This window comes from Seonamhaeicola aphaedonensis (assembly GCF_003386195.1).
In the GTDB taxonomy this organism is placed as follows: Bacteria; Bacteroidota; Bacteroidia; order Flavobacteriales; family Flavobacteriaceae; genus Seonamhaeicola; species Seonamhaeicola aphaedonensis.
On record NZ_QRDX01000007.1, the window covers coordinates 66467 to 87832 of the forward strand.

Annotated in this window: 27 protein-coding genes; 21 read left to right on the plus strand and 6 right to left on the minus strand. The window is 32.6% G+C overall.

The features are described from left to right. Positions 1 to 85 precede the first annotated feature (85 nt). The 8 genes from rmuC to DFQ02_RS12000 all read left to right on the plus strand — a co-directional run bounded on the left by rmuC (position 86) and on the right by DFQ02_RS12000 (position 5673). A complete protein-coding gene (gene rmuC / locus DFQ02_RS11965; protein WP_116524677.1) occupies positions 86 to 1402 on the plus strand; it encodes a DNA recombination protein RmuC in 1317 nt (438 codons plus the stop codon). Positions 1403 to 1527: 125 nt separating this feature from the next. After that, positions 1528 to 2136: a transcriptional regulator gene (locus DFQ02_RS11970; protein ID WP_116524678.1), complete on the plus strand. Its 609-nt coding sequence runs from the start codon at positions 1528 to 1530 to the stop codon at positions 2134 to 2136. Next, positions 2133 to 2837 carry a DUF3307 domain-containing protein gene (locus tag DFQ02_RS11975; RefSeq protein ID WP_116524679.1) on the plus strand — a complete coding sequence of 235 codons (705 nt, stop codon included), beginning with the start codon at positions 2133 to 2135 and terminating at the stop codon, positions 2835 to 2837. Before DFQ02_RS11970 ends, DFQ02_RS11975 begins: the two co-directional genes overlap by 4 nt. 5 nt (positions 2838 to 2842) lie before the next feature. Beyond that, positions 2843 to 3379 (plus strand): acyl-CoA thioesterase, encoded by a 537-nt coding sequence (locus tag DFQ02_RS11980; protein WP_116524680.1) that lies wholly within the window; start codon positions 2843 to 2845, stop codon positions 3377 to 3379. Positions 3380 to 3430: 51 nt separating this feature from the next. Then, positions 3431 to 3811: an OB-fold protein gene (locus tag DFQ02_RS11985; protein WP_116524681.1), complete on the plus strand. Its 381-nt coding sequence runs from the start codon at positions 3431 to 3433 to the stop codon at positions 3809 to 3811. Between the two features lie 42 nt (positions 3812 to 3853). Continuing rightward, entirely contained in the window at positions 3854 to 4702 is an 849-nt protein-coding gene (locus DFQ02_RS11990; protein WP_116524682.1) for a DUF5777 family beta-barrel protein, read from the plus strand. 37 nt (positions 4703 to 4739) lie between these two features. Further along, positions 4740 to 5120: a c-type cytochrome gene (locus DFQ02_RS11995; RefSeq protein ID WP_116524683.1), complete on the plus strand. Its 381-nt coding sequence runs from the start codon at positions 4740 to 4742 to the stop codon at positions 5118 to 5120. A 4-nt stretch (positions 5121 to 5124) separates the two neighbouring features. After that, complete coding sequence (locus tag DFQ02_RS12000; protein WP_116524684.1) at positions 5125 to 5673, plus strand: YceI family protein; 549 nt, start codon at positions 5125 to 5127, stop codon at positions 5671 to 5673. Positions 5674 to 5758: 85 nt separating this feature from the next. On the opposite strand, the gene DFQ02_RS12005 is transcribed toward DFQ02_RS12000, so the two are convergent. The 5 genes from DFQ02_RS12005 to lpdA all read right to left on the minus strand — a co-directional run bounded on the left by DFQ02_RS12005 (position 5759) and on the right by lpdA (position 9440). Continuing rightward, entirely contained in the window at positions 5759 to 6592 is an 834-nt protein-coding gene (locus tag DFQ02_RS12005; RefSeq protein WP_116524685.1) for a mechanosensitive ion channel family protein, read from the minus strand. A gap of 8 nt (positions 6593 to 6600) precedes the next feature. Next, a complete protein-coding gene (locus DFQ02_RS12010; protein WP_116524686.1) occupies positions 6601 to 6798 on the minus strand; it encodes a hypothetical protein in 198 nt (65 codons plus the stop codon). Next, positions 6798 to 7370, minus strand: coding sequence for an RNA polymerase sigma factor (locus DFQ02_RS12015; RefSeq protein ID WP_116524687.1), 573 nt, complete (start codon positions 7368 to 7370; stop codon positions 6798 to 6800). Before DFQ02_RS12015 ends, DFQ02_RS12010 begins: the two co-directional genes overlap by 1 nt. 205 nt (positions 7371 to 7575) lie before the next feature. After that, complete coding sequence (locus tag DFQ02_RS12020; protein ID WP_147297772.1) at positions 7576 to 7899, minus strand: hypothetical protein; 324 nt, start codon at positions 7897 to 7899, stop codon at positions 7576 to 7578. A 140-nt stretch (positions 7900 to 8039) separates the two neighbouring features. Then, complete coding sequence (lpdA, locus tag DFQ02_RS12025) at positions 8040 to 9440, minus strand: dihydrolipoyl dehydrogenase (protein WP_116524689.1); 1401 nt, start codon at positions 9438 to 9440, stop codon at positions 8040 to 8042. Positions 9441 to 9630: 190 nt separating this feature from the next. On the opposite strand from lpdA, the gene smpB reads away from it, so the two are divergent. The 4 genes from smpB (at position 9631) to DFQ02_RS12045 (ending at position 11763) form a co-directional block, all read left to right on the plus strand. After that, positions 9631 to 10089, plus strand: coding sequence for an SsrA-binding protein SmpB (gene smpB, locus DFQ02_RS12030; RefSeq protein WP_116524690.1), 459 nt, complete (start codon positions 9631 to 9633; stop codon positions 10087 to 10089). Positions 10090 to 10224: 135 nt separating this feature from the next. Next, the gene (locus DFQ02_RS12035; RefSeq protein WP_116524691.1) at positions 10225 to 10773 is read left to right on the plus strand and encodes a hypothetical protein; all 549 of its coding nucleotides are present in this window, start codon (positions 10225 to 10227) and stop codon (positions 10771 to 10773) included. Between the two features lie 5 nt (positions 10774 to 10778). Beyond that, the gene (locus DFQ02_RS12040; RefSeq protein WP_116524692.1) at positions 10779 to 11321 is read left to right on the plus strand and encodes a pyridoxamine 5'-phosphate oxidase family protein; all 543 of its coding nucleotides are present in this window, start codon (positions 10779 to 10781) and stop codon (positions 11319 to 11321) included. Positions 11322 to 11325: 4 nt separating this feature from the next. Then, positions 11326 to 11763 (plus strand): YybH family protein, encoded by a 438-nt coding sequence (locus DFQ02_RS12045; protein WP_181896412.1) that lies wholly within the window; start codon positions 11326 to 11328, stop codon positions 11761 to 11763. Between the two features lie 3 nt (positions 11764 to 11766). Here the strand turns inward: DFQ02_RS12045 and DFQ02_RS12050 are convergent, their stop codons facing one another. Next, positions 11767 to 12408 (minus strand): protein-L-isoaspartate(D-aspartate) O-methyltransferase, encoded by a 642-nt coding sequence (locus DFQ02_RS12050; RefSeq protein ID WP_116524694.1) that lies wholly within the window; start codon positions 12406 to 12408, stop codon positions 11767 to 11769. Between the two features lie 159 nt (positions 12409 to 12567). On the opposite strand from DFQ02_RS12050, the gene DFQ02_RS12055 reads away from it, so the two are divergent. The 9 genes from DFQ02_RS12055 to DFQ02_RS12095 all read left to right on the plus strand — a co-directional run bounded on the left by DFQ02_RS12055 (position 12568) and on the right by DFQ02_RS12095 (position 21365). Then, the gene (locus DFQ02_RS12055; RefSeq protein ID WP_116524695.1) at positions 12568 to 13527 is read left to right on the plus strand and encodes a Gfo/Idh/MocA family protein; all 960 of its coding nucleotides are present in this window, start codon (positions 12568 to 12570) and stop codon (positions 13525 to 13527) included. A 1-nt stretch (position 13528) separates the two neighbouring features. Further along, a complete protein-coding gene (locus DFQ02_RS12060; RefSeq protein WP_116524696.1) occupies positions 13529 to 14419 on the plus strand; it encodes a 3-hydroxyacyl-CoA dehydrogenase family protein in 891 nt (296 codons plus the stop codon). Next, positions 14419 to 15087: a YggS family pyridoxal phosphate-dependent enzyme gene (locus DFQ02_RS12065; protein WP_116524697.1), complete on the plus strand. Its 669-nt coding sequence runs from the start codon at positions 14419 to 14421 to the stop codon at positions 15085 to 15087. Before DFQ02_RS12060 ends, DFQ02_RS12065 begins: the two co-directional genes overlap by 1 nt. Before the next feature lie 30 nt (positions 15088 to 15117). Continuing rightward, positions 15118 to 16479 (plus strand): exonuclease domain-containing protein, encoded by a 1362-nt coding sequence (locus DFQ02_RS12070; RefSeq protein WP_116524698.1) that lies wholly within the window; start codon positions 15118 to 15120, stop codon positions 16477 to 16479. Next, entirely contained in the window at positions 16479 to 18449 is a 1971-nt protein-coding gene (locus DFQ02_RS12075) for a DUF3857 domain-containing protein (RefSeq protein ID WP_116524699.1), read from the plus strand. The genes DFQ02_RS12070 and DFQ02_RS12075 overlap by 1 nt, the downstream gene beginning before the upstream one ends. Before the next feature lie 24 nt (positions 18450 to 18473). Beyond that, positions 18474 to 19307, plus strand: a complete 834-nt coding sequence (locus tag DFQ02_RS12080; protein WP_116524700.1) for an ion transporter — start codon at positions 18474 to 18476, stop codon at positions 19305 to 19307. Positions 19308 to 19349: 42 nt separating this feature from the next. Further along, positions 19350 to 20246, plus strand: coding sequence for a tRNA (adenosine(37)-N6)-dimethylallyltransferase MiaA (gene miaA, locus DFQ02_RS12085; protein ID WP_245940262.1), 897 nt, complete (start codon positions 19350 to 19352; stop codon positions 20244 to 20246). Beyond that, on the plus strand, positions 20233 to 20511 hold the full coding sequence (locus DFQ02_RS12090; protein WP_116524702.1) for a pyrimidine/purine nucleoside phosphorylase: 279 nt from the start codon (positions 20233 to 20235) through the stop codon (positions 20509 to 20511). Before miaA ends, DFQ02_RS12090 begins: the two co-directional genes overlap by 14 nt. Before the next feature lie 173 nt (positions 20512 to 20684). Continuing rightward, entirely contained in the window at positions 20685 to 21365 is a 681-nt protein-coding gene (locus tag DFQ02_RS12095; protein ID WP_116524703.1) for a GNAT family N-acetyltransferase, read from the plus strand. The last annotated feature ends 1 nt before the right edge of the window (position 21366 follow it).

Below are 21366 nucleotides of genomic sequence, written 5' to 3' on the forward strand. Positions count from 1 at the left end.
AAATACCTTATATAAAAAAACGCTTTTATGGCGTTTTTTTTATATTTTAAAATGTAATTTTATAGTTAATTAACTCCATTTTTAAATGAGCGATAACATTGTACTTATTCTAACCATACTATTTTCTGCTATTATTGGAGGCTATATAGGGATGCTTTTTACAAAGCTTAAAAGTAAAAGTGAAAAAAGTACCTTAGTAGAACGGCAAAACCAGATGCGTTTGACTATTGAAGACTTAAAGCAAAGCTTAAACAAAATAGAAAATGAACGTGAGGATATTAGAAAGGAAAAAGAATTCTTAAACACTGAATTGGTAAAAAAGACATCCGAATATGAAAATCTTCAGAATCAAAACCTAAAACGGGATAAAGAACTAGAAGAACGACAAGAGCAATTGCGTAAGGATTTTGAACTTTTAGCCAATAAAATACTCGAAGAAAAATCAAATAAATTTACCGAACAGAATAAAGAAAACATCAAAAACATTTTAAATCCACTTCAAGAAAAAATTCAAGGTTTTGAAAAAAAGGTAGAAGAAACCCAATTTAAAAGTGTGAAAATGCATTCTGCCTTAGAAGAACAACTTAAAGGCTTGAAAGACCTCAACCAACAAATGACCAAAGAAGCTAACAACCTTACCAGAGCGTTAAAAGGCGATAGTAAAATGCAGGGAAATTGGGGCGAATTGGTTTTAGAACGCGTACTAGAAAAATCTGGACTAGAAAAAGATCGTGAATATTTTGTTCAGCAAAGTTTTACTAGAGATGATAATTCGCGTGTCATGCCCGATGTGGTTTTGCATTTACCAGATGGTAAAAAAATGATTATAGATTCTAAAGTATCACTTACTGATTATGAGCGCATGGTTAATGCCGATGAAGATGATAGACCTCAGTTTTTAAAGGCACATGTAAACTCTGTTAGTAAACACGTTGAGCAACTATCGTCAAAAAACTATCAAGATTTATATGATATAGAATCGCCCGATTTTGTACTCATGTTTATTCCCATAGAACCCGCTTTTGCTGTTGTGGTAAATGAAGATAACAGCATATACAACAAAGCTTTCGAAAAAAACATCGTTATTGTAACTCCTTCTACCTTACTAGCCACGTTGCGTACCATTGATACCATGTGGAATAATGAAAAACAGCAACGTAACGCTATTGAAATTGCTAAACAAGCAGGAGCACTCTACGATCAGTTCGTTAACTTAACCGATGATCTTTTAAAAGTTGGTAATCAACTAAATACGGCTAAAGGAAGTTACGATTCTACAATGAAAAAATTAACAGGTAGAGGCAACTTACTTACAAAAGTTGAAAATCTTAAAAAGCTAGGTATTAAAGCCAACAAGCAGGTAAACGAAAAACTACTCAATAAAGCGAACGAAAATGAATAATTTGCTTTTTCAGTAAAAACATGATATATTTGATTATTCCATAAAAAAGGAATAATTTTAAATATTCCTTAAAAAAGGAATTTAAAAATTTATGCTTTTAATACAGCATACTAATAATTTATATCATGACAAGTGTTATAACAGGTGATATCATTAGATCTAGACAGGAAAATCCTGAAACATGGATAACCAATCTTAAAAGCGCTTTATCTTTTCTTAGCTCAGATAACTCTAGATGGGAAATATATCGCGGCGACAGTTTTCAAATAGAAATAGCCGATATTTCTAAAAGCTTTTTAGCCGCAGTATATCTAAAGGCATGCATTAAAACCATAAAAGGATTGGATGTAAGACTTGCCATAGGAATTGGCAACAAAACCTATGAAGGGAAAGACGTAACAGAGTCCAATGGAGATGCTTTTGTGTTTTCTGGTGAAACCTTAGAATCCTTAAAAAAAGAAAAACAAAATCTTAGAATAAAAACTAATAACCCCGAACTTGATAAAGAACTTAATCTCTACTTTAAATTAGCACTTGTGAGTATGGATCATTGGACTGTAAATTCTGCTGAAGTCATTAAACTTAGCATTGAAAACCCCAAAGCATTACAGCAAGAATTGGCAGAATTAATAGGCACCAAACAAGACGCTATTAGCAAACGTCAAAAACGAGCAGGATTGGAACATATACTAGAATTAAACCAAATGTACCAACAAAAACTAAATGGGTTATGATGCTATTCTTAAAACTATTTTTGGCACATATTATTGGTGATTTCTTTTTACAACCTAACAAATGGGTAAAAGAAAATGAAAAGAAAAAGCTAAAATCGCCAAAACTCTATATCCATGTAATCATTCATATAATACTGTTAGCACTTGTTCTTTGGGATGAGTCGTTATGGCCAATAATAACTATCATAGGTGTTACACATCTAGCTATTGATGCTATTAAACTTTCTTTTCAGAAGAAAAAAACTAAAAGACTTTGGTTCTTTATAGATCAGCTATCTCACATTTTAGTAATAACTGTTTGTTATTTTATTTTTTCAAAAGAAGTTTCAAACATAACCATTGAATTTACTGAAACCTCTATTTTACTCTTAACTTGTTTATTGTTTTTAACAATTCCTGTATCTATAATTATGAAAACAATTTTTTTAAAGTGGAATATTTCAGAACTTACTAAAAATAATGAGTCTCTGGAGGATGCGGGTAAATATATTGGTATTTTAGAGCGCGTTTTAGTGTTCATTTTTATTGTGTTAGGTCATTGGGAAGCCGTTGGATTTTTAATAACCGCTAAATCTGTTTTTCGCTTTGGTGATTTAAGAGAATCTAAAGACCGCCAATTAACCGAATACATTTTGATAGGCACACTATTAAGCTTTGGCATTGCCATTATAACAGGAATACTTTATAATTTATTAGTTTAAAAAAGATGTTTAAAAGTGCAAAAGAATCTCAAGTAACAATTACCGAATTAATGTTACCGGCACATTCTAATTTTAGTGGTAAAATTCACGGTGGTTATATTTTAAATTTAATGGATCAAATAGCATTTGCTTGTGCCTCAAAACACTCTCGCCATTATTGTGTAACCGCATCGGTTAACCGGGTAGATTTTCTTAACCCCATTGATGTTGGCGAATTGGTTACGCTAAAAGCTTCAGTAAATTATACCGGCAGAACCTCTATGGTTATTGGTGTGAGGGTGGAGTCTGAAAATATTCAAACGGGTGAAAAAAAACATTGTAATTCTTCCTATTTCACTATGGTTGCCAAGGATGAAAATGGCAATAACGTTCCAGTGCCCGGATTAATTTTAGATAACGAACAAAGTGTACGCCGTTTTTCTAGGAGTATTGCTAGACAAGAACAGGCAAAACACAGAACTACAAAATTTAAGTCTTCTGAATTTAAAGTTGCTGATCATTTAGATAGCTTAAAAGCACATAATGTAAAAATTGAACTTTAATTTTGTAATTTTAAATTTGTTTTTCCGACATTATGTGAATAAAACTGTGTTATGCGCAAATACATAATCCTTTTAGTATTGTTGATATTAGGCATAATAGGGTATAACTATATCTACCAAGAGCATAGAAATATCTCTACTGAGTCTCCCGAGCACATCTTAACAGCTGATTCACTTTTCAATCAATTCTCTGAAAACCCTTCAGATTCTGAAAAAAATTATTTAAATAAAACTATTGAAGTCTCTGGTGTCATATCTGAAATGGGTGAATCTAATTTAGTTTTAAACAAAAAGATATTTTGCCAGTTTAAAAATCTTAGCAATAGAAACTTGCCAACAAACAAAATAGTTAAAATTAAGGGACGTTTTTTAGGTTATGATGAACTGCTTGAAGAGGTTAAACTGGATCAATGCGTATTTGTAAACCATTAAACCTTTTGCTAAATTTAAAGTCAATTAAAAAACCAAACCTCTATGAAACGAGTCTTACTAGTATTTTTTTTAATTCCGTTTTTTAGTCTCTCACAAGAAGATTTGCTTGCAGAAATTGATAACGATTCTACAGGTATTCAGTATGAATCGGCTACTTTTAAAGGTTTAAAAATTGTAAACTTTGAATCTACCAAGTTAGTTGCTAACAATGAATTTACACTAGTAGTGTCTCATAGGTTTGGAAGTTTAAAAAACGGTGTTGATACTTTCTTTGGATTGGATGATGCTGTTACAAGAATCAATTTTATTTTTGGAATTACTGATGGTCTCAATATTAGTGTTTCTAGAAGCTCTTTCATGAAAATTTATGAAGGTTCTTTAAAATATAGACTTTTTAAACAAGAAAAAAATGGGTTTCCTTTTACCATTGTTGGATATAATTCAATGCTCATAAATACTGCTTTACCGAAAACCAATTATCCCTTAATTGAGTTTAAACACAGAGTAGGTTATACCTCTCAAATACTAATTGCCAGAAAACTAAATACGAGCCTTTCTGTAGAATTAGCACCAACAGTCTTTCATGACAACTTTGTGGTTTTAGATGAACAAGATAACACACAATACGCATTAGGTATTGGAGGGCGTTATAAATTAAGTAAACGTTGGTCATTAAATGCTGACTATGGTTGGCATTTTAATAGAGCAGACAATTCACCGTTTAAAAACCCGTTATCTATAGGAGTGGATCTGGAAACTGGTGGTCATGTTTTCCAAATGCATTTTACAAATGCACAAGGCATGAACACCAACACATTTTTAGGTCAAACTTCTGGTGACTGGGGTGACGGTGATATTTATTTTGGTTTTAATTTAAGTAGACGATTTTAATAATTATTAATATAACAAACACTAAAAACAATTAGCTATGAAAACAAAAAACCTATTGTTTATTCTCTGTTTTTCAATTTTAATTTTTGCTTGCTCCAGTAGTAGTAGCGATGACTTAACAGGTCAAAATCCAGATCCTAACCCAAATCCAGACCCTGATCCTAATCCAACAGCCAAAATAACCTATAAAGATGATATTAAAGCTATAATTGATGGTAATTGTCTTAGCTGTCATGGTAGTCCAACTAATGGTCCATCTAATTCACTTCACACATATAATCTAGTTAAAAATGATGTTGACAAAATTATTGACCGTATAAATAGAACAGGAGCCGGAAAAATGCCGCCTAATGGAACATTATCCAATTCTGCAAAAGCATTAATCCAGCAATGGAAAGATGATGGATTATTAGAATAATAATATGAAACATTTAATCTGCATAGCATTATTATGTTTGAGCACTACTATGTTTGCTCAATCAAAATATTTAACTAAGACAGGAACTGTAGGTTTTGAAGCCTCGGTTCCTTCTTTTGAAGAAGTTAAAGCCACTAATAGTGCTGTTACTGCTGTTATTAATACAGATAATGGTGAGTTTGCTGCTCTGGTATTGGTAAAAGGATTTAGGTTTAAAAATGCCTTAATGGAAGAACATTTTAATGAAAATTATGCTGAATCAGACACTTACCCAAAGGCCTCATTCAAAGGAAAAATTAAAGATTTTGAACTATCCAAATTAACAAATCAAAGTCAAAATTTTAAAATAAGTGGAGCACTCACTTTTCATGGTAAAACAAATCAGTTTAATGATTTAGATGTAAAAATTTCAAAAGACAATGAAATTATAAATATTTCAGGGAATTTTAAAACATTGGCCTCAAACTTCGATATTAAAATTCCAAAAATTGTAAGGAACAAAATAGCGGAAGATGTTTTAGTTACATTTAATTTCAAGCTTATAAAAAAGTAAAAAAAATCCCCTTCCAAATAAATGGAAAGGGACTAACAGAGTCTTTCGAATTACAGAACGTAACCAACCAAATTTTAACCCTAACTTAAAGTTCATCCTGCACTTTTACTTGACTCTCAACCAAATCTTTAATAGGCAATACAAGTTTGCCCTTTTCTGTTTTTAAAGTAATACAAATATTATCGATTGCCTCTACCTCGCCTTTCACACCATTGAACTCAATTACTTTTCCAATTTCATAAGTTCTCCTAGCATAAAACGTTTTTAATAAATCGCCAACAACTCTTTGCGCCCCAAAGCCAAAAGCAAGGGCAAAAGCCAATAAAAAGGCCGCTAAAATCATGGTAATATTACTGGTAATAATCTCTGTATCAACTCCCGCCTGATTCAAAGCAGTAATTGAAGTAAAAACAAGTATGATAAAAAATACGACTTGACTAATAATTTTAGCTCCAGATAAATCCATTGATTCAAAAAAGGAACGAATGCCTTTTTTAACAGCATTTGCTAAGATCAGGCCTATTGTAAATATCACTAGAGCAGCAAACAATTGCGGTAAATACCCTAATAGATTACTTATTTGCTCTGAAATCATGGTTAAATTCAGTATATCTGAAACCATGATTATTAAAATGACATATAACGTCCATTTTACAAAATTCGAAACAATTTTAATGGTGTCGAAGCTTAGTTTTTTACCTTCAACAATCTCAATGTCATTTAATTTATCGTCCAACTTATTGGCTTTCGCAAGCTTAAGCGCCTTTCTAATTATTCTAACCAGTAATTTAGTAAGTAACCAACCTAGTACCAGTATAATAATAGCGCCAATAATACTGGGAAACACTTTGGCTATTTCCAGCCACATGGCACTTAAAGACTCCATAGCAATATCTTTCCATTCTGCTGCTTTTTCCATTTTTTTATTTAGTTAGGGTTATCGTTTGTGTTATTCTTTTCTCTCTGTTTCATAACCGATTCTATAATATCTCCAATATTATAGGAAAATAAAGCGGCCAATTCCATAAGCAACTTCGCTATGGCAATATCGTTCATAACCTTAGACTTAAGCTCTGGCGGCACCTCCTTAAGTGGCTTATTTACGTACTCGAAAGGATTATCCATTATTTAAGGTTATTATACTCGGTTATTAGTTTATCTTTTGCGCGTTTAATTCTCATTTTAACTGCGCTTGGTCCAATATCAAGAACACTTTCTAAATCTTTTATTGAAAGCTGGTCTTGATATTTTAGCAAGAGAATCATTTTTTCGTCTGGCGAAATTTGTTCTAATGCTACTTTTAATTTGTCTACCTTCATACTTAAAAATCCAGCATCATCCGCTTCTCCTTCCGAAAGATTTTCAATATCTTTATAATCCACTGCCTGATTTTGAAACTTTTTAGCAGTATTTCTAGTTACATAATTAACACAGTGGTTGTACGTAAACGCATATAACCATGTGGAGAACTTGGATTTTCCTTTAAAACTTGCCAACTTAACAAAGAGCTTTAAAAAAACATCCTGTGTTAAATCTTTAGCTTCATCCTCGTCTTTGGCAAAACCATAACATTTATTATAAACAAGGCTAGAATACCTATCGTATAGTATTTCGAAAAGCAAGGTGTCGTTAGTTTTTACGATTGCCTTTACTAAATCTTCATCAGACTGTTTATTAATATTTTCTAGGGTTTCCAATTCTAGCTTTTAGCTATTTTGTTGATCTTTCTTTTTAAGACACAAAATTATTTTCAAAGTCACATTTTGAATGTAATTTGTGATAAAAAACTGCATTATACAAATTTATATATGAGAAAGTAGAGTAAAATAGAGGTTAGACATACGTTGATTGATTAATAAAATCAATCAAACCAACTATAAGAAATTAAAGGCATATTTGAATCTACATTATTGATATCACTGAAAAAGCAGTTAATCCTATATTTTGACTAATATCTAAATATGTTAATGGATTATTTGAACAGTCTAAAAAGATTAATGACGTAAAGGCTTCTATTCCTTTTAAGTTTTTAATTTTCTTACCAGATATATCCAAAAAAACTACTTTTAACACATCACTTTTTAGAATTTTTCCATTGACTGTTTGATCGCTGTCAATTTTCAGATCTATTAAAGCTTTTTCAAAATTTTTATCTGGAATTTCAACAGTTTGAGAATAGCTCATAATACTCAAGAAGAAGCTTAATAATAGGAATAAGGGTTTCATGATTAACTGGTTATTAGTTAGTAGTTATCCTTAAGGTAGTGAAAATTTGTTAAATCATCACAAACTACACCTACTAACTCCCTCTTAAAAAACAAAAAAGCCCAACAAAAGTTGAGCTTTTTGTATCAATATGTATACTTCTAAATATGCAAAGCCCTATCATCAGTAGCAGCTAAAGCAGCTTCTTTAATAGCCTCTGTAAATGTTGGGTGTGCATGAGACATTCTTGAGATATCCTCGGCGCTAGCTCTATATTCCATAGCAACAACCGCTTCGGCAATCATATCGGCGGCACGCGCACCAACCATGTGCACGCCTAATATTTCATCTGTAGTTTTATCAGCTAATACTTTTACAAACCCGTCAATATCCATACTAGCTCGACTACGTCCTAAAGCACGCATAGGGAATTGCCCAACTTTGTAATCTATACCAGCATCTTTTAATTGTTCTTCTGTTTTTCCTACTGCAGCTACTTCTGGCCATGTATAAACTACACCCGGAATTAGGTTATAATCTATATGTGGTTTTTGTCCTGCTAAAGTTTCAGCAACAAACACACCTTCTTCTTCTGCTTTATGCGCTAACATAGCTCCTTTCACCACATCGCCTATAGCATAAATATTAGAGGCACTCGTTTGTAAATGGTCGTTCACTTCTACTCGACCTCTGTCATCTAACTTCACACCAGCAGCTTGAGCATTTAAGCCATCAGTGTAAGGACGACGCCCTACAGATACCAAACAGTAATCTCCTTTAAATTCTACTTCCTCTCCTTTTTTATTATCAGCTTTTACAATAACCTCATCTCCTACACGCTCCACAGATTTAACTTTATGAGAAGCATTTATGTTAAACTTTTGTTTCTTTAATACTTTATTAAGTTCTTTTGATAAACCAGCATCCATGGTTGGAATGATTCTATCCATAAATTCAACAACAGATACTTCTGCTCCCAATCGCTTGTAAACCTGACCAAGTTCTAATCCAATAACACCGCCACCGATAACAATTAAATGCCTAGGTATTTCTTTTAATTTCAAAGCTTCCGTTGAAGTTATAACACGCTCTTTATCAATATCAATAAATGGCAAACTTGAAGGTTTACTTCCAGTTGCTATAATTGTATTTTTAGCTTCTATCTCGGTAGTTTCTTCACCAGTTATGGTAATGTGAGTTGCATCTTTAAAACTTCCTAAGCCATGGTAAACATCAATGTTATTCTTTTTCATTAAAAAATCAATACCACCAGTAGTTTGGTCAACAACAGCTTGCTTGCGGGCTATCATCTTCTCTAAGTTCACTTTAATATCACCTGGAATTTCAATGCCGTGTTCCTCAAAATGTTTAACAGCATCTTCATAATGATGAGAAGAATCTAAAAGTGCTTTACTTGGAATACACCCCACATTTAAACAGGTACCCCCAAGCGTAGAATACTTTTCTATTAATGCTGTTTTCATACCTAATTGTGAGCAACGTATGGCTGCCACATATCCCCCTGGACCAGAGCCAATAACGGCTACATCATATGAATTCATATTTTGAATTGAATTTCGTTAATTTTAAGACGGTTTCAAAAATACAAATGTTTTACAGTACAGCAATGAAAAAACATGCATTATGCCTTATATTATAGTTTAATTAAAACTAAGGAGCTAAAATCTTTTTTTATTCAAAAAAAACAGTTTTAAAAAGTAGAGAATGTAAATTTATGTAGTTTTGTGCTCCATGCAAAAAAAGATTAACATACTCAATAAAAAGGCGCGCTTTCAATATGAAATACTAGACAAGTACACAGCGGGTATTGTATTGTCTGGAACCGAAATAAAATCTATTAGAAATAGCAAAGCCTCTATTGCAGAAAGTTTTTGTGAGTTTAATGGCCATGGTGAGCTTTTTGTTGTTAATATGACTATTGAAGAGTACAGCCATGGCACCTACTACAACCATAAACCCAAGGCTACACGAAAGCTTCTTTTAAACCGCAGAGAGCTTAAAAAATTAGAAAAAGAAGTTCAAAACACTGGACTTACCATAATTCCATTACGTTTATTTATAAACGAAAAAGGCTTTGCTAAATTAGACATTGCTCTTGCCAGAGGTAAAAAGTTATTTGACAAACGCGAAACCATTAAAGACCGAGATAATAAACGTAATATAGACAGGATTAAAAAGGACTTCAAATAATTCCCGATGTTATGGGAGTGACAGTTTGATAAGGCATCTATGATTCATCTAAAATTTAAGAAAGACTTAACCGATTAAGTTTTTCAAATTCACTAATTTTCCTTCCTAATATCAATATATCAATCAACTAATATAATGAAGCACCTATTCACCGTATTACTATTATTATCCCTTATTTCGGTTCAAGCTCAAAAAAAATCGAAAGACGACACTCCAAAAGTTTATGCCATTGACAGCACTAAAGTTATCACCTTAGACAAAACCATTAAAACGCTTTACGACGTTATATCAGGTGAAAAAGGCAAAAAACGCAACTGGGGACAATTTAAATTTTTGTTTCATAAGGATGCTAAATTAATACCATCAGGCAAAGGTAAAGAAGGCTATTACAGGGTACGATATATGAGTCCAGATGATTATGTGAAAAGTTCTGGTTCTTGGTTGGTTGAGAACGGTTTTTTTGAAAAAGAAATAAACCGTGAAGTCAGTATTTTTGGAAATATTGCCCATGTGTTTAGTACTTATGAAGCCTTTAAAAGTGAATCTGATGAATCCCCTTTTATGCGAGGTATTAATAGTATTCAGCTTTTACATGATGGAAGACGATGGTGGATTATAAATATTTATTGGACCCAAGAAACCGAAGATAATCCAATTCCAGAAAAGTATTTGCTTAAAAGTTAAAAAGTATGGCTACGTTTTTTAAAGAAGTTACTCCAGAACTAAAGTCCTTTATAGAAAAGCAAAAAGTTTTTTTTGTGGCCACAGCTGCCTCCAATGGTAGAATTAATTTATCACCTAAAGGCTTAGATACTTTTAGAGTTATGAAAGGTGGCAAAAAGTTGTTATGGTTGAACCTAACGGGTAGCGGTAATGAAACTGCAGCACATTTGCTAAAAAATAATAGAATGACCATTATGTTCTGCGCTTTTGAAGGAAAACCACTCATCCTAAGATTGTATGGTCATGCTAAAATTTACCACGAAAGAGACTCGGAATTTCATGAGTATGTTGATTTGTTTCCTGTAATAGCAGGTACTAGACAAATTATTGAAATGACAGTAGACTCTGTTCAAACGTCATGTGGTTATGCTATTCCTTTTATGGATTTTAAAGAAGAGCGGTTACAACTTAATCATTGGGCAGAAAAACAAGGTGAAGAACGCCTGAAAAACTACAGAATAGAGAAAAATTCTAAAAGTATTGATGGTTTTGAAACCAATATCATATAAAACAATGAAGCTATCAACAGTATTAATTCTATTTATTTTTATCTTGTTTTCATGTGAAACAAAAGACAATAAAAAAATGGTTGAAATATGGAAAGAAGAAGTGATAAAAACTGAAACTGAGTTTTGTAATTTATCAAAAAAAGAAGGCATGAATGTGGCTTTTATGAAATATGTTGCAGATGACGGTGTACTTTTAAGAAATAATAGACTGATAAAAGGTAAAAATAGCATTAAACAGTTTATGATAAATAACACCTCTAAGGGTCTTTCATGGAAACCAGATTTTGTAGATGTTTCTCTTTCTGGAGATTTAGCTTACACCTACGGAAAGTACACTTATGTTTATAAAGACTCCTCACATAACACTAAAATTAGCAAAGGTATCTTTCATACTGTATGGAAAAGACAACCTGATAATACTTGGAAATTTGTTTGGGATTAAATTCTAATTCTTATCCTCTAAAAGAGGTACAAACCTAAAATCGCCAAACTCGTGTTTTTCAAACTCCTTTGAACCTTTTCTAATAAAAAGTGTCATAGTTTGCACATCAACTCCAACAGGAATTACTAACCTGCCCCCCTCTTTTAATTGACCCAATAAAGGCTTGGGTACAAATGGTGCTCCAGCGGTTACTATTATGCCATCAAAAGGGGCTTCTTCAGGTAAACCTTTATAGCCATCACCAAAAATTAACTTTTTGGCTCGGTAACCCAATTTTGGCAAGAACTTGCTAGTCTTTTTAAACAATTCTTGCTGGCGTTCTATACTGTAAACCTTTGCTCCCATTTCACATAAAACTGCACATTGGTAGCCACTGCCTGTTCCTATTTCCAATATTTTGTCACCCCTTTTTACTTGTAGCAATTCGGTTTGAAATGCCACTGTAAAAGGTTGTGAAATGGTTTGGTCTGCAGCAATTGGAAAAGCTTTATCTTGGTAGGCATGATCTAGAAAACTTGAATCCATAAATAAGTGTCTTGGTATGTTACCAATGGCCTTTAATACGCTTTCATCTGTAATCCCTTTGGTTTTTATAACATTAACCAACTGCTGGCGTAGCCCTTTGTGTTTAAATGTGTCTTTCAATAGTTCGTGAAGTTTACAGGTCTAAAATTAGTCAAACATTTTAAAGCTTAAAATAATTTATAAGAGAATTTAATTTAAGGAAATTTAAATATGATTCACAGCCTAAAATTTAGTTAGAAATCATTAAATTCATGTATTTTTGTTGAAAACCCTTTTATTATGCTAAATGCTGGTGTTCTTGGTGCTGGCCACCTTGGAAAAATTCACTTAAGACTTCTCAATCAATCCAATAAATACAATCTAATAGGTTTTTATGATGCCGATGAAGAAAACGGAAAACAAGTAGAGACTGAATTTGGTTATAAATTTTTCAATTCTATAGATGACCTTATTGAGGCCGTTGATGTCATTGACATTGTAACACCAACATTATCACACTACGATTGTGCCAAAAAAGCTATCGCTAAAGGAAAACATATTTTTATTGAAAAACCCATCACTAATACTATAGAGGAAGCAGAACATATTAGAGAACTTTTAGCAGAAAATAATTTACGGGGGCAAGTAGGTCATGTAGAACGGTTTAACCCAGCATTTTTAGCTGTTAAGGAGGATATCAAAAATCCAATGTTCATTGAAACACATCGCCTAGCAGAATTTAACCCAAGAGGTACCGATGTGCCTGTAGTTTTAGATTTAATGATTCATGACATTGATATTGTATTAAGCTTAGTAAAAGCTAAAGTAAAACATGTTTCTGCCAGTGGAGTTTCCGTCATTAGCGATACGCCAGACATTGCCAATGCTAGGTTAGAATTTGAAAATGGTTGTGTGGCTAATTTAACAGCAAGCAGAATATCACTCAAAAAAATGCGTAAGGCAAGATTTTTTCAAAAAGACGCCTATATATCAGTAGATTTTTTAGCGAAGAAGTGTGAGGTAGTTAAAATGAAGGATGCTCCAGAAAATCCAGGTGATTTTGATATGATTCTTCAAAATGCCGAAGGGGTTAAAAAACAAATCTATTTTGATAACCCTAGTATAGCAAGCAATAATGCCATACTAGATGAGTTGGAAACTTTTGCCGATGCCATTAATAACAATACAACTCCGGTTGTGACTCTCCATGATGGTACTGAAGCCCTAAGAGTGGCAAATCAAATTATAAATAGCTTTTAATATGAAACAGGTAGCTGTTATTGGTGCAGGTACCATGGGTAATGGAATTGCACACACCTTTGCACAGGCTGGTTTTAAAGTTCAGTTAATTGATATTAATGAAATTTTACTTAAAAATGGTCTTGATAACATTGCAAAGAATCTAGACCGAATGATTTCAAAAGAGAAAATTTTGGAAGTTGATAAATTGAATACGCTTGCAAATATTAAACCCTTTACCGATTTAAAACTAGGTGTTACTAATGCTGATTTAGTTGTTGAGGCAGCCACAGAAAACAGCGATTTAAAACTGAATATTTTTAAACAACTTGATGAATTTTGTTCAAACGAGGCTATACTTGCTACAAACACCTCCTCTATCTCAATAACACAAATTGCAGGGGTAACTTCAAGACCAGATAAAGTAATTGGGATGCATTTTATGAATCCAGTTCCTATTATGCAACTGGTTGAAGTTATTCGCGGCTATAGTACAAGTAATCATGTTACCAATACTATTATGGAACTTTCTAAAACCTTAGGTAAAATTCCAGTTGAGGTCAATGATTATCCAGGGTTTGTTGCCAACCGTATTTTAATGCCCATGCTTAATGAATCTATAGAAACCTTATACAATGGTGTTGCTGGTGTTGAAGAAATTGATACGGTTATGAAACTTGGAATGGCTCACCCTATGGGGCCACTTCAATTAGCCGATTTCATAGGATTAGATGTTTGCTTATCAATACTAAAAGTCATGTACGATGGCTTTAAAAACCCTAAATATGCACCTTGTCCATTGCTAATAAATATGGTACGCGCTGGAAAATTAGGTGTTAAATCTGGTGAAGGCTTTTATGATTACTCTGAAAGCAAAAAAGCAGAAAAAGTGTCTTCACAATTTTTGAAATAATGTCGATAACAGATAACCTACAGAATATAAAATCTTCTATCCCCAAACACGTAACTTTAGTGGCGGTTTCTAAAACCAAACCTGTGAGTGATATCATGGAAGCCTACAATACTGGTCACAAGATTTTTGGTGAAAACAAAATTCAGGACATGGTTGAAAAATATGAGGTTATGCCAAAAGATATTGAATGGCATATGATTGGTCATGTTCAGCGCAATAAGGTAAAATATATGGCCAGTTTTGTGAGTTTAATTCATGGGGTAGACAACTTTAAATTACTTCAAGAAATTAACAAACAAGCCTTGAAGCATGACAGAATTATAAATTGTTTGCTTCAAATAAAAATTGCTTCAGAAGACTCGAAATTTGGAATGCGCCCAAATGAAGCTTCAGAAATAATTCAATCTGAGAAATTTTCAGAATTAAAAAACATTAGGGTTGTCGGGCTTATGGGAATGGCAACTTTTACACAAGATAAGGAACAGGTTGTAAAAGAGTTTAATTTACTTAAGTCGACCTTTGATAGTTTTAAAAAACTTGAAATATTCAACTTTAAACCAAAAACAATTAGTATGGGCATGAGTGGTGATTATAAACTAGCTATTGCATGTGGAAGCACTATGATAAGAGTTGGTAGCAGTATATTTGGAGTTCGAAATTACAACTAAACAAAGAACAACTAAACGAATCAACATTTTTTGTACGCAATACTAGACATAGAAACTACTGGAGGTAGATACAATGAAGAGGGTATAACTGAAATTGCCATTTATAAATATGACGGTCATAAAGTGGTGGATCAGTTTATAAGCTTAGTTAATCCTGAACGAGATATTCAACCATTTGTAGTAAATCTTACAGGTATTAATAATAACATGTTACGTAGTGCCCCTAAGTTTTATGAGGTTGCTAAGCGTATTGTTGAGATTACAACAGACTGTATTATTGTAGCACATAACGCTCAATTTGATTATAGAATATTATGTACCGAGTTTAGGCGCGTTGGTTATGATTACGAAAGAAAATCGCTATGTACTGTTGAATTATCTAAAAATCTTATTCCAGGTCAGCAATCCTATAGTTTAGGTAAATTGGTTAGATCTCTAGGAATTCCAGTTTCCGATAGGCATCGCGCATCTGGTGACGCTCTAGCCACTGTGAAGCTTTTTAAAATGCTTATAGATAAAGATTCTGAAAAAAGCATCATTCAAAATTCAGTACGAGCCAATCCAAAACACCAGTTAGAACCCAGACATATCGACATTATTAATGAACTACCATCAGTTACAGGCGTGTATTACATTCATAAAGCCGATGGTGAAATCATCTATATTGGCAAGAGTAAAAATATTAAGAAACGTATCAACCAACACTTCACCAATACCAACCCCAAGTCAAAAAAAATACAATCACTGGTAAGCACGGTAACTTATGAAGAAACCGGAAGTGAACTGGTTGCGCTTTTAAAGGAAAGTGAGGAAATTAAACGACTCAAACCTATTTTCAATAGAGCCCTAAGAAGAACAATTTTCACTCATGCTTTATATAGTTTTATTGATGAACACAACTACATAAACCTAAAAATTGACATTGCTGATGGACGAAAAAAACCAATAACCACATTTAGCAACAGACAAAGTGGTAAAAGTTTTATTTTAAATGCCATTGAAGAGTATCAATTATGCCAAAAACTGACTGGTTTATATAAAACTAAAACCAGTTGTTTTAATTATGATATAAAAACCTGTGAAGGAGCGTGCATACAGAAAGAACCTCCAGAATTATATAATAAACGAGTAAACGCCCTTATTTCAAAAAACAGCTATTCTAATAAAAACATGGTCATTATTGATAAAGGACGAGATATTGATGAGCGCAGTACTATATTGATTGAAAATGGTATATTTGTAGGTATAGGATTTTTCAACCTAAACTATCAGATAAATAATATAGATATTCTCAAGTCAATCATTACTCCTATGAGCAATAATAGAGATACACAACATATTATTCAATCTTACCTAAGGAAAAACAAAAAAGTAAAACAAATCACATTGTAATGAACTTTAAAAGAATTACTCATTGTTTGCTATTATTACCAACGCTCGTTGTTTTCTCTCAAACATCGTTTCATTCAGAATCTCACCAGGTTACCTTAGCAGATATAAAGACCAATACTTTTGAAAGAGATACTACAGCCAATGCGGTAATTATATATGAACATGGCAAGAGTTGGGTGCATCCAGGTACTTATAAGTTAATGACTAATGAAATACGTAAGATTAAAATACTTAAAAAAGAAGGTTTTGGTCAAGCCACCGTTAAACTATTTTTGCATAAAAAAAGTGGAAACGATTATCAAAAAGTCGAAAATATAGTAGGTACCACCTATAATATGGTGGATGGTAACGTTGTAAAATCTAAACTAAATAAAGAAGACATCTTTGAAGAAGATTACAATGAAAATTATAACCTTGTTACATTCACATTACCTAACCTCAAAGAAGGCTCTGTGATTTCTTATAGTTATACTTTAACAACTCCTCAATATCTCATGTGGAATTACAAAGGGTGGGATTTTCAACATAAAATACCTACACTTTATAGCGAGTACGAAACTAGTATACCCGGTAATTGGGAATACAATATAAAGCTAGTGGGAGGTAAAAAACTTGCGGTTAATACTGTAGATGTGAAAAATGATTGTTTGGAAATACCTGCAGTTGGTAAAGCCAATTGTTTGGAGAGTGTTTATGCCATGAAAGATATTCCAGCCTTTATTGAAGAGGATTATATGACTACAGAAGATAATTATTTGGCAAGAGTGGAATATGAATTGAAGACTTTTAGAGGTTTTGACGGAATAGTTACCAACTATACCAAAGAATGGAGAGATGTTGATAAAGAATTAAAAACAGATCCAAATATTGGGAAACAACTTTCTAAATCTATTAAATTAGAAGATATACTTCCTCTAAACTTAATAAATAGCATAAATTCAAAAGAAAATGCTACTTTAATTTATGAACATATTCAACAAAACTACATATGGAACGAAAAATTAGAGATTTTCAAAAATGTGTCTGTCAAAGACCTGATAAAAGATAAATCTGGTAATGTGGGTTCTATAAACATTTTACTTCATAACACTTTAAATGAAAAAGGTTACAATGTTAAGCCGCTATTAATTTCAACAAGACAAAATGGGCATCCAACAACAATATATCCTATAATTTCAGACTTTAATTATTTAGTAGTCCACCTAAGTATAGATGGTGAAACCTACCTACTTGATGCTACCGATAAATATTTAAGCTTTGATGAAATTCCGTTTAGATGCCTTAACCAATACGGAAGACTTTTAGATTTTAACTCTGGGAGCGACTGGTATGATATTGTACCAAAAAAATCAGATGTTTTATATGAAGCCAAATTACATATTGATAACAATGGAGACATTGTTGGAGATATCGTTTCTAAAAGAACTGGTTACCATGCATACAACCATAGAAAATCATATTTTAGTAATGCATCTGCATACATAGAAAATCTCCATAACAATGCGGCCTTCATCGATATATCTAATCACAATACTATTGAAAGCTCCCCTACCACACCCGTTTTTCAAGAACAATATCATGTAGAGTATCAGGGTGAAGAAACAGGTGATAATATTTATCTAAATCCGTTTTTTGTGAAGTTCTTTTCAGAAAATCCGTTTAAACTACAAGAAAGAAGTTATCCTATTGACTTTGGATACCAAGACTCTTATTATTACACCCTTAAGCTTGATTTAGGTGGTCAATACGAAATTTTAGAAAAACCCAAACCATTAGTTACTAGTTTACCAAATAAAGCAGGAATGCTTTTCTATTCTTCTAGTACGTTTGACAATGAACTTTCCCTTACCTTTAGAATTGACTTTAAAGAAGCTGTTTATGCCCCAGAATACTACCCATACTTAAAAAAATTTATGAATAAAATAGTTGATGCTCAAAACAATTCACTTATTTTATTGAAGAAAAAGTAATCCATCTTTACTATTTTTGGGGTAGTGAGTAGGTATTCAAGAAATAAATGGCGTTTAAAACTTCAAAAAATAATTTATGAGGCAGATACGCCTGCCGGTAAATTATTTGATGTTGTACTACTTATAACCATTTTAGCTAGTATTATCCTAGTCATGTTAGAAAGTGTGAATAGTATTGATCGAAAATTTCATACATTTCTAAACATCTCTGAATGGGTCATAACTATTCTCTTTTCAATAGAATACATCTTAAGAATTATTACGGTAAGAAGGCCTTTAAAATATGTATTTAGTTTTTATGGTGTTATAGATTTACTATCTACCATACCAAAATACATATCACTCATTGTTGGTGGTGTACACGCTTTAGCAGCCTTACGTGCTTTACGCTTACTGAGAGTTTTTAGAATTTTAAAATTAGCAAGGTACTTAGGTGCTTCAAATAATTTAATGAATGCCATTAAAGCTAGTAGAGCTAAAATTGCGGTTTTTTTGTTTGCAGTCATTATCATTTCCATCATACTGGGTACCATTATGTACTTGGTTGAAGGTGAAGCAAACGGCTTTACAAATATTCCAAGAAGTGTATATTGGTGTATTGTAACACTTACTACGGTTGGCTTTGGTGATATTGCCCCACAAACCCCGCTGGGACAACTTATAGCTTCACTTGTTATGATTCTAGGTTATGGCATTATTGCAGTCCCTACGGGTATAGTTTCTGCTGAATACACAGCTCAAAGCAAAAAGACAGAGACTTCAAACAATTCATTACAATCATGTTCTAATTGTCTTGCAGAAAACCACAACGATAAAGCTCAATATTGTCATCATTGTGGAGAACGTTTACACTCATAATTTCAATCTAAAATAAAAACTAAAACAAAATATTTAATTTCAGTGATTGGCCCCACAGCTATAGGAAAGACTAGCCTTAGCTTACAATTGGCACAACATTTTAAAACTGAAATAATTTCGGCAGATTCCCGTCAATTTTTTAAAGAAATGCACATTGGTACAGCGGCCCCATCCAAACAGGAATTAGCTGAAGCAAAACACCATTTTATTCACCATAAATCCATTCATGATCAATACAGTGTTGGCTCTTTTGAAAGAGATGCTCTTCAAAAACTTGATAATCTCTTTAAAACACATGACATCATTATCATGGTTGGGGGTTCTGGTTTATATGTTGATACTGTTACCAAAGGTTTAGATCATTTTCCTGATATTGAACCCAATATAAGAGAAAATTTGAATAAACAATTCAAAGATGAAGGTTTAGAATCCTTGCAAAAGCAATTACAAGATTTAGATGAAACATCGTATAATTCCATAGCTATAGATAATCCACATAGAATTATTAGGGCTTTAGAGATTTGTATTGGTACGGGTAAATCTTATTCTTCTTTTTTGAATAAAAACAAAACTCAAAGGAATTTTGAAACTATAACCGTTGGACTTACCGCCGAAAGAGAAACTATTTATAACCGTATCAACCAGCGTGTTGATATCATGATCAAGGAAGGTTTGCTTAAAGAGGTTGAAACCCTCATTCCCTATAAAAACCTAAATGCCTTAAATACCGTAGGCTATAAAGAAATTTTTAAATATTTTGATGGTGAATGGACCTTAGATTTTGCCATTTCTGAAATCAAAAAAAATACCCGAAGGTTTGCAAAACGTCAACTTACTTGGTTTAACAAAAATGAAGATACTCTTTGGTTCGACTATAAAATCGATATAAATTCAATAATAAATACAATTAATAATAAAATAAACTATGATAAAAGTTAATGAATATTTTGAAGGCAACGTAAAATCTTTAGGTCTTAGTAATTCTCAAGGAAATTTTACGGTAGGGGTTTTGTTAAAAGGTACTTATGAATTTAACACCTCCACCAAAGAATGGATGACGTTAACCTCTGGGAATTGGGAATTAGAACTTCCTGGGGAAGAAATAAAAACTTATGGTATTTGGCAATCTTGTGAAATACCTTCAGGCATTTCTTTTAAAGTTAATGCACTAGAAGATTCCTCGTATTTATGTAGATATGAGTAAGACACAAAGCAGGTGTCTAATGACCGAAGATAAATGACTAAAGTAAAAAAAATGCTTCTATTCTTAACACTTTGGTCTTCTGTCATCGGCCATTGACCAAAAAAAAGTAAATTTAAAGAAGCGGAATAATACTAATTAGTATACCTGACTTAATCAATATCGCGATAAGAGCCATGAAACCCTTCCCAGAAGCGCCTTTAGACAATCCTGTTTGGTCCTCGTTAACCGATGCGCATTATGAGGCGTGTATTGATTATGGCAATGTGAAGTTTTACCATCCTGATTTTACGCCTTTTGGTGCTTTTGTAAATAATGAAGATACTTGTAATGCCATCAAAAAACATGCAAAATTGTTAGACCGTTTCTTCATTGTTGGTAATAAACCAAAAGTCCCAACTGCTTTTAAACTAAAAAAATATGTGGGGCTTCAAATGATTATTTACAATGACATTGAGTACCCAATTTCCGAGAATATAGTTGAACTTAATGAAGTTCACTACGATGATTTAATGGATTTAATTGCATTAGTGTACCCACATTTTTTTAAGACAAAAACCAATTTATTGGGACGCTACTGGGGTATTTATAAACAAAATAAGTTGGTAGCGGTTGCTGGAGAACGTATGCAGACAAAACATTTTACAGAGATAAGTGCCGTAGCAACACACCCAAAATATACTGGAAATGGATATGCAAAACAGCTCATTACACACACTGTTAAAGAAATATTTAAAAAGGATAAAGTGCCTTTTTTACACGTAGATGAAACTAACCTGGGACCAATTAACCTTTACAAGAAATTAGGATTTACACTACGAAAAAAAATGCATTATTGGCTAATTACACCTTGCTAAC

Coding starts and splice junctions, on each gene's coding strand:
- DFQ02_RS12000 (WP_116524684.1), top strand. CDS start 5,125: ATGAAACATTTAATCTGCATAGCATTATTATGTTTGAGCACTACTATG.
- smpB (WP_116524690.1), top strand. CDS start 9,631: ATGCAAAAAAAGATTAACATACTCAATAAAAAGGCGCGCTTTCAATAT.
- DFQ02_RS11975 (WP_116524679.1), top strand. CDS start 2,133: ATGATGCTATTCTTAAAACTATTTTTGGCACATATTATTGGTGATTTC.
- DFQ02_RS11970 (WP_116524678.1), top strand. CDS start 1,528: ATGACAAGTGTTATAACAGGTGATATCATTAGATCTAGACAGGAAAAT.
- DFQ02_RS12060 (WP_116524696.1), top strand. CDS start 13,529: ATGAAACAGGTAGCTGTTATTGGTGCAGGTACCATGGGTAATGGAATT.
- DFQ02_RS11985 (WP_116524681.1), top strand. CDS start 3,431: ATGCGCAAATACATAATCCTTTTAGTATTGTTGATATTAGGCATAATA.
- rmuC (WP_116524677.1), top strand. CDS start 86: ATGAGCGATAACATTGTACTTATTCTAACCATACTATTTTCTGCTATT.
- DFQ02_RS12020 (WP_147297772.1), bottom strand. CDS start 7,899: ATGAAACCCTTATTCCTATTATTAAGCTTCTTCTTGAGTATTATGAGC.
- DFQ02_RS12090 (WP_116524702.1), top strand. CDS start 20,233: ATGATAAAAGTTAATGAATATTTTGAAGGCAACGTAAAATCTTTAGGT.
- DFQ02_RS12005 (WP_116524685.1), bottom strand. CDS start 6,592: ATGGAAAAAGCAGCAGAATGGAAAGATATTGCTATGGAGTCTTTAAGT.
- DFQ02_RS11995 (WP_116524683.1), top strand. CDS start 4,740: ATGAAAACAAAAAACCTATTGTTTATTCTCTGTTTTTCAATTTTAATT.
- DFQ02_RS12055 (WP_116524695.1), top strand. CDS start 12,568: ATGCTAAATGCTGGTGTTCTTGGTGCTGGCCACCTTGGAAAAATTCAC.
- DFQ02_RS12095 (WP_116524703.1), top strand. CDS start 20,685: ATGAAACCCTTCCCAGAAGCGCCTTTAGACAATCCTGTTTGGTCCTCG.
- DFQ02_RS12045 (WP_181896412.1), top strand. CDS start 11,326: ATGAAGCTATCAACAGTATTAATTCTATTTATTTTTATCTTGTTTTCA.
- lpdA (WP_116524689.1), bottom strand. CDS start 9,440: ATGAATTCATATGATGTAGCCGTTATTGGCTCTGGTCCAGGGGGATAT.
- DFQ02_RS12065 (WP_116524697.1), top strand. CDS start 14,419: ATGTCGATAACAGATAACCTACAGAATATAAAATCTTCTATCCCCAAA.
- DFQ02_RS12075 (WP_116524699.1), top strand. CDS start 16,479: ATGAACTTTAAAAGAATTACTCATTGTTTGCTATTATTACCAACGCTC.
- DFQ02_RS11990 (WP_116524682.1), top strand. CDS start 3,854: ATGAAACGAGTCTTACTAGTATTTTTTTTAATTCCGTTTTTTAGTCTC.
- DFQ02_RS12010 (WP_116524686.1), bottom strand. CDS start 6,798: ATGGATAATCCTTTCGAGTACGTAAATAAGCCACTTAAGGAGGTGCCG.
- DFQ02_RS11980 (WP_116524680.1), top strand. CDS start 2,843: ATGTTTAAAAGTGCAAAAGAATCTCAAGTAACAATTACCGAATTAATG.
- DFQ02_RS12040 (WP_116524692.1), top strand. CDS start 10,779: ATGGCTACGTTTTTTAAAGAAGTTACTCCAGAACTAAAGTCCTTTATA.
- DFQ02_RS12035 (WP_116524691.1), top strand. CDS start 10,225: ATGAAGCACCTATTCACCGTATTACTATTATTATCCCTTATTTCGGTT.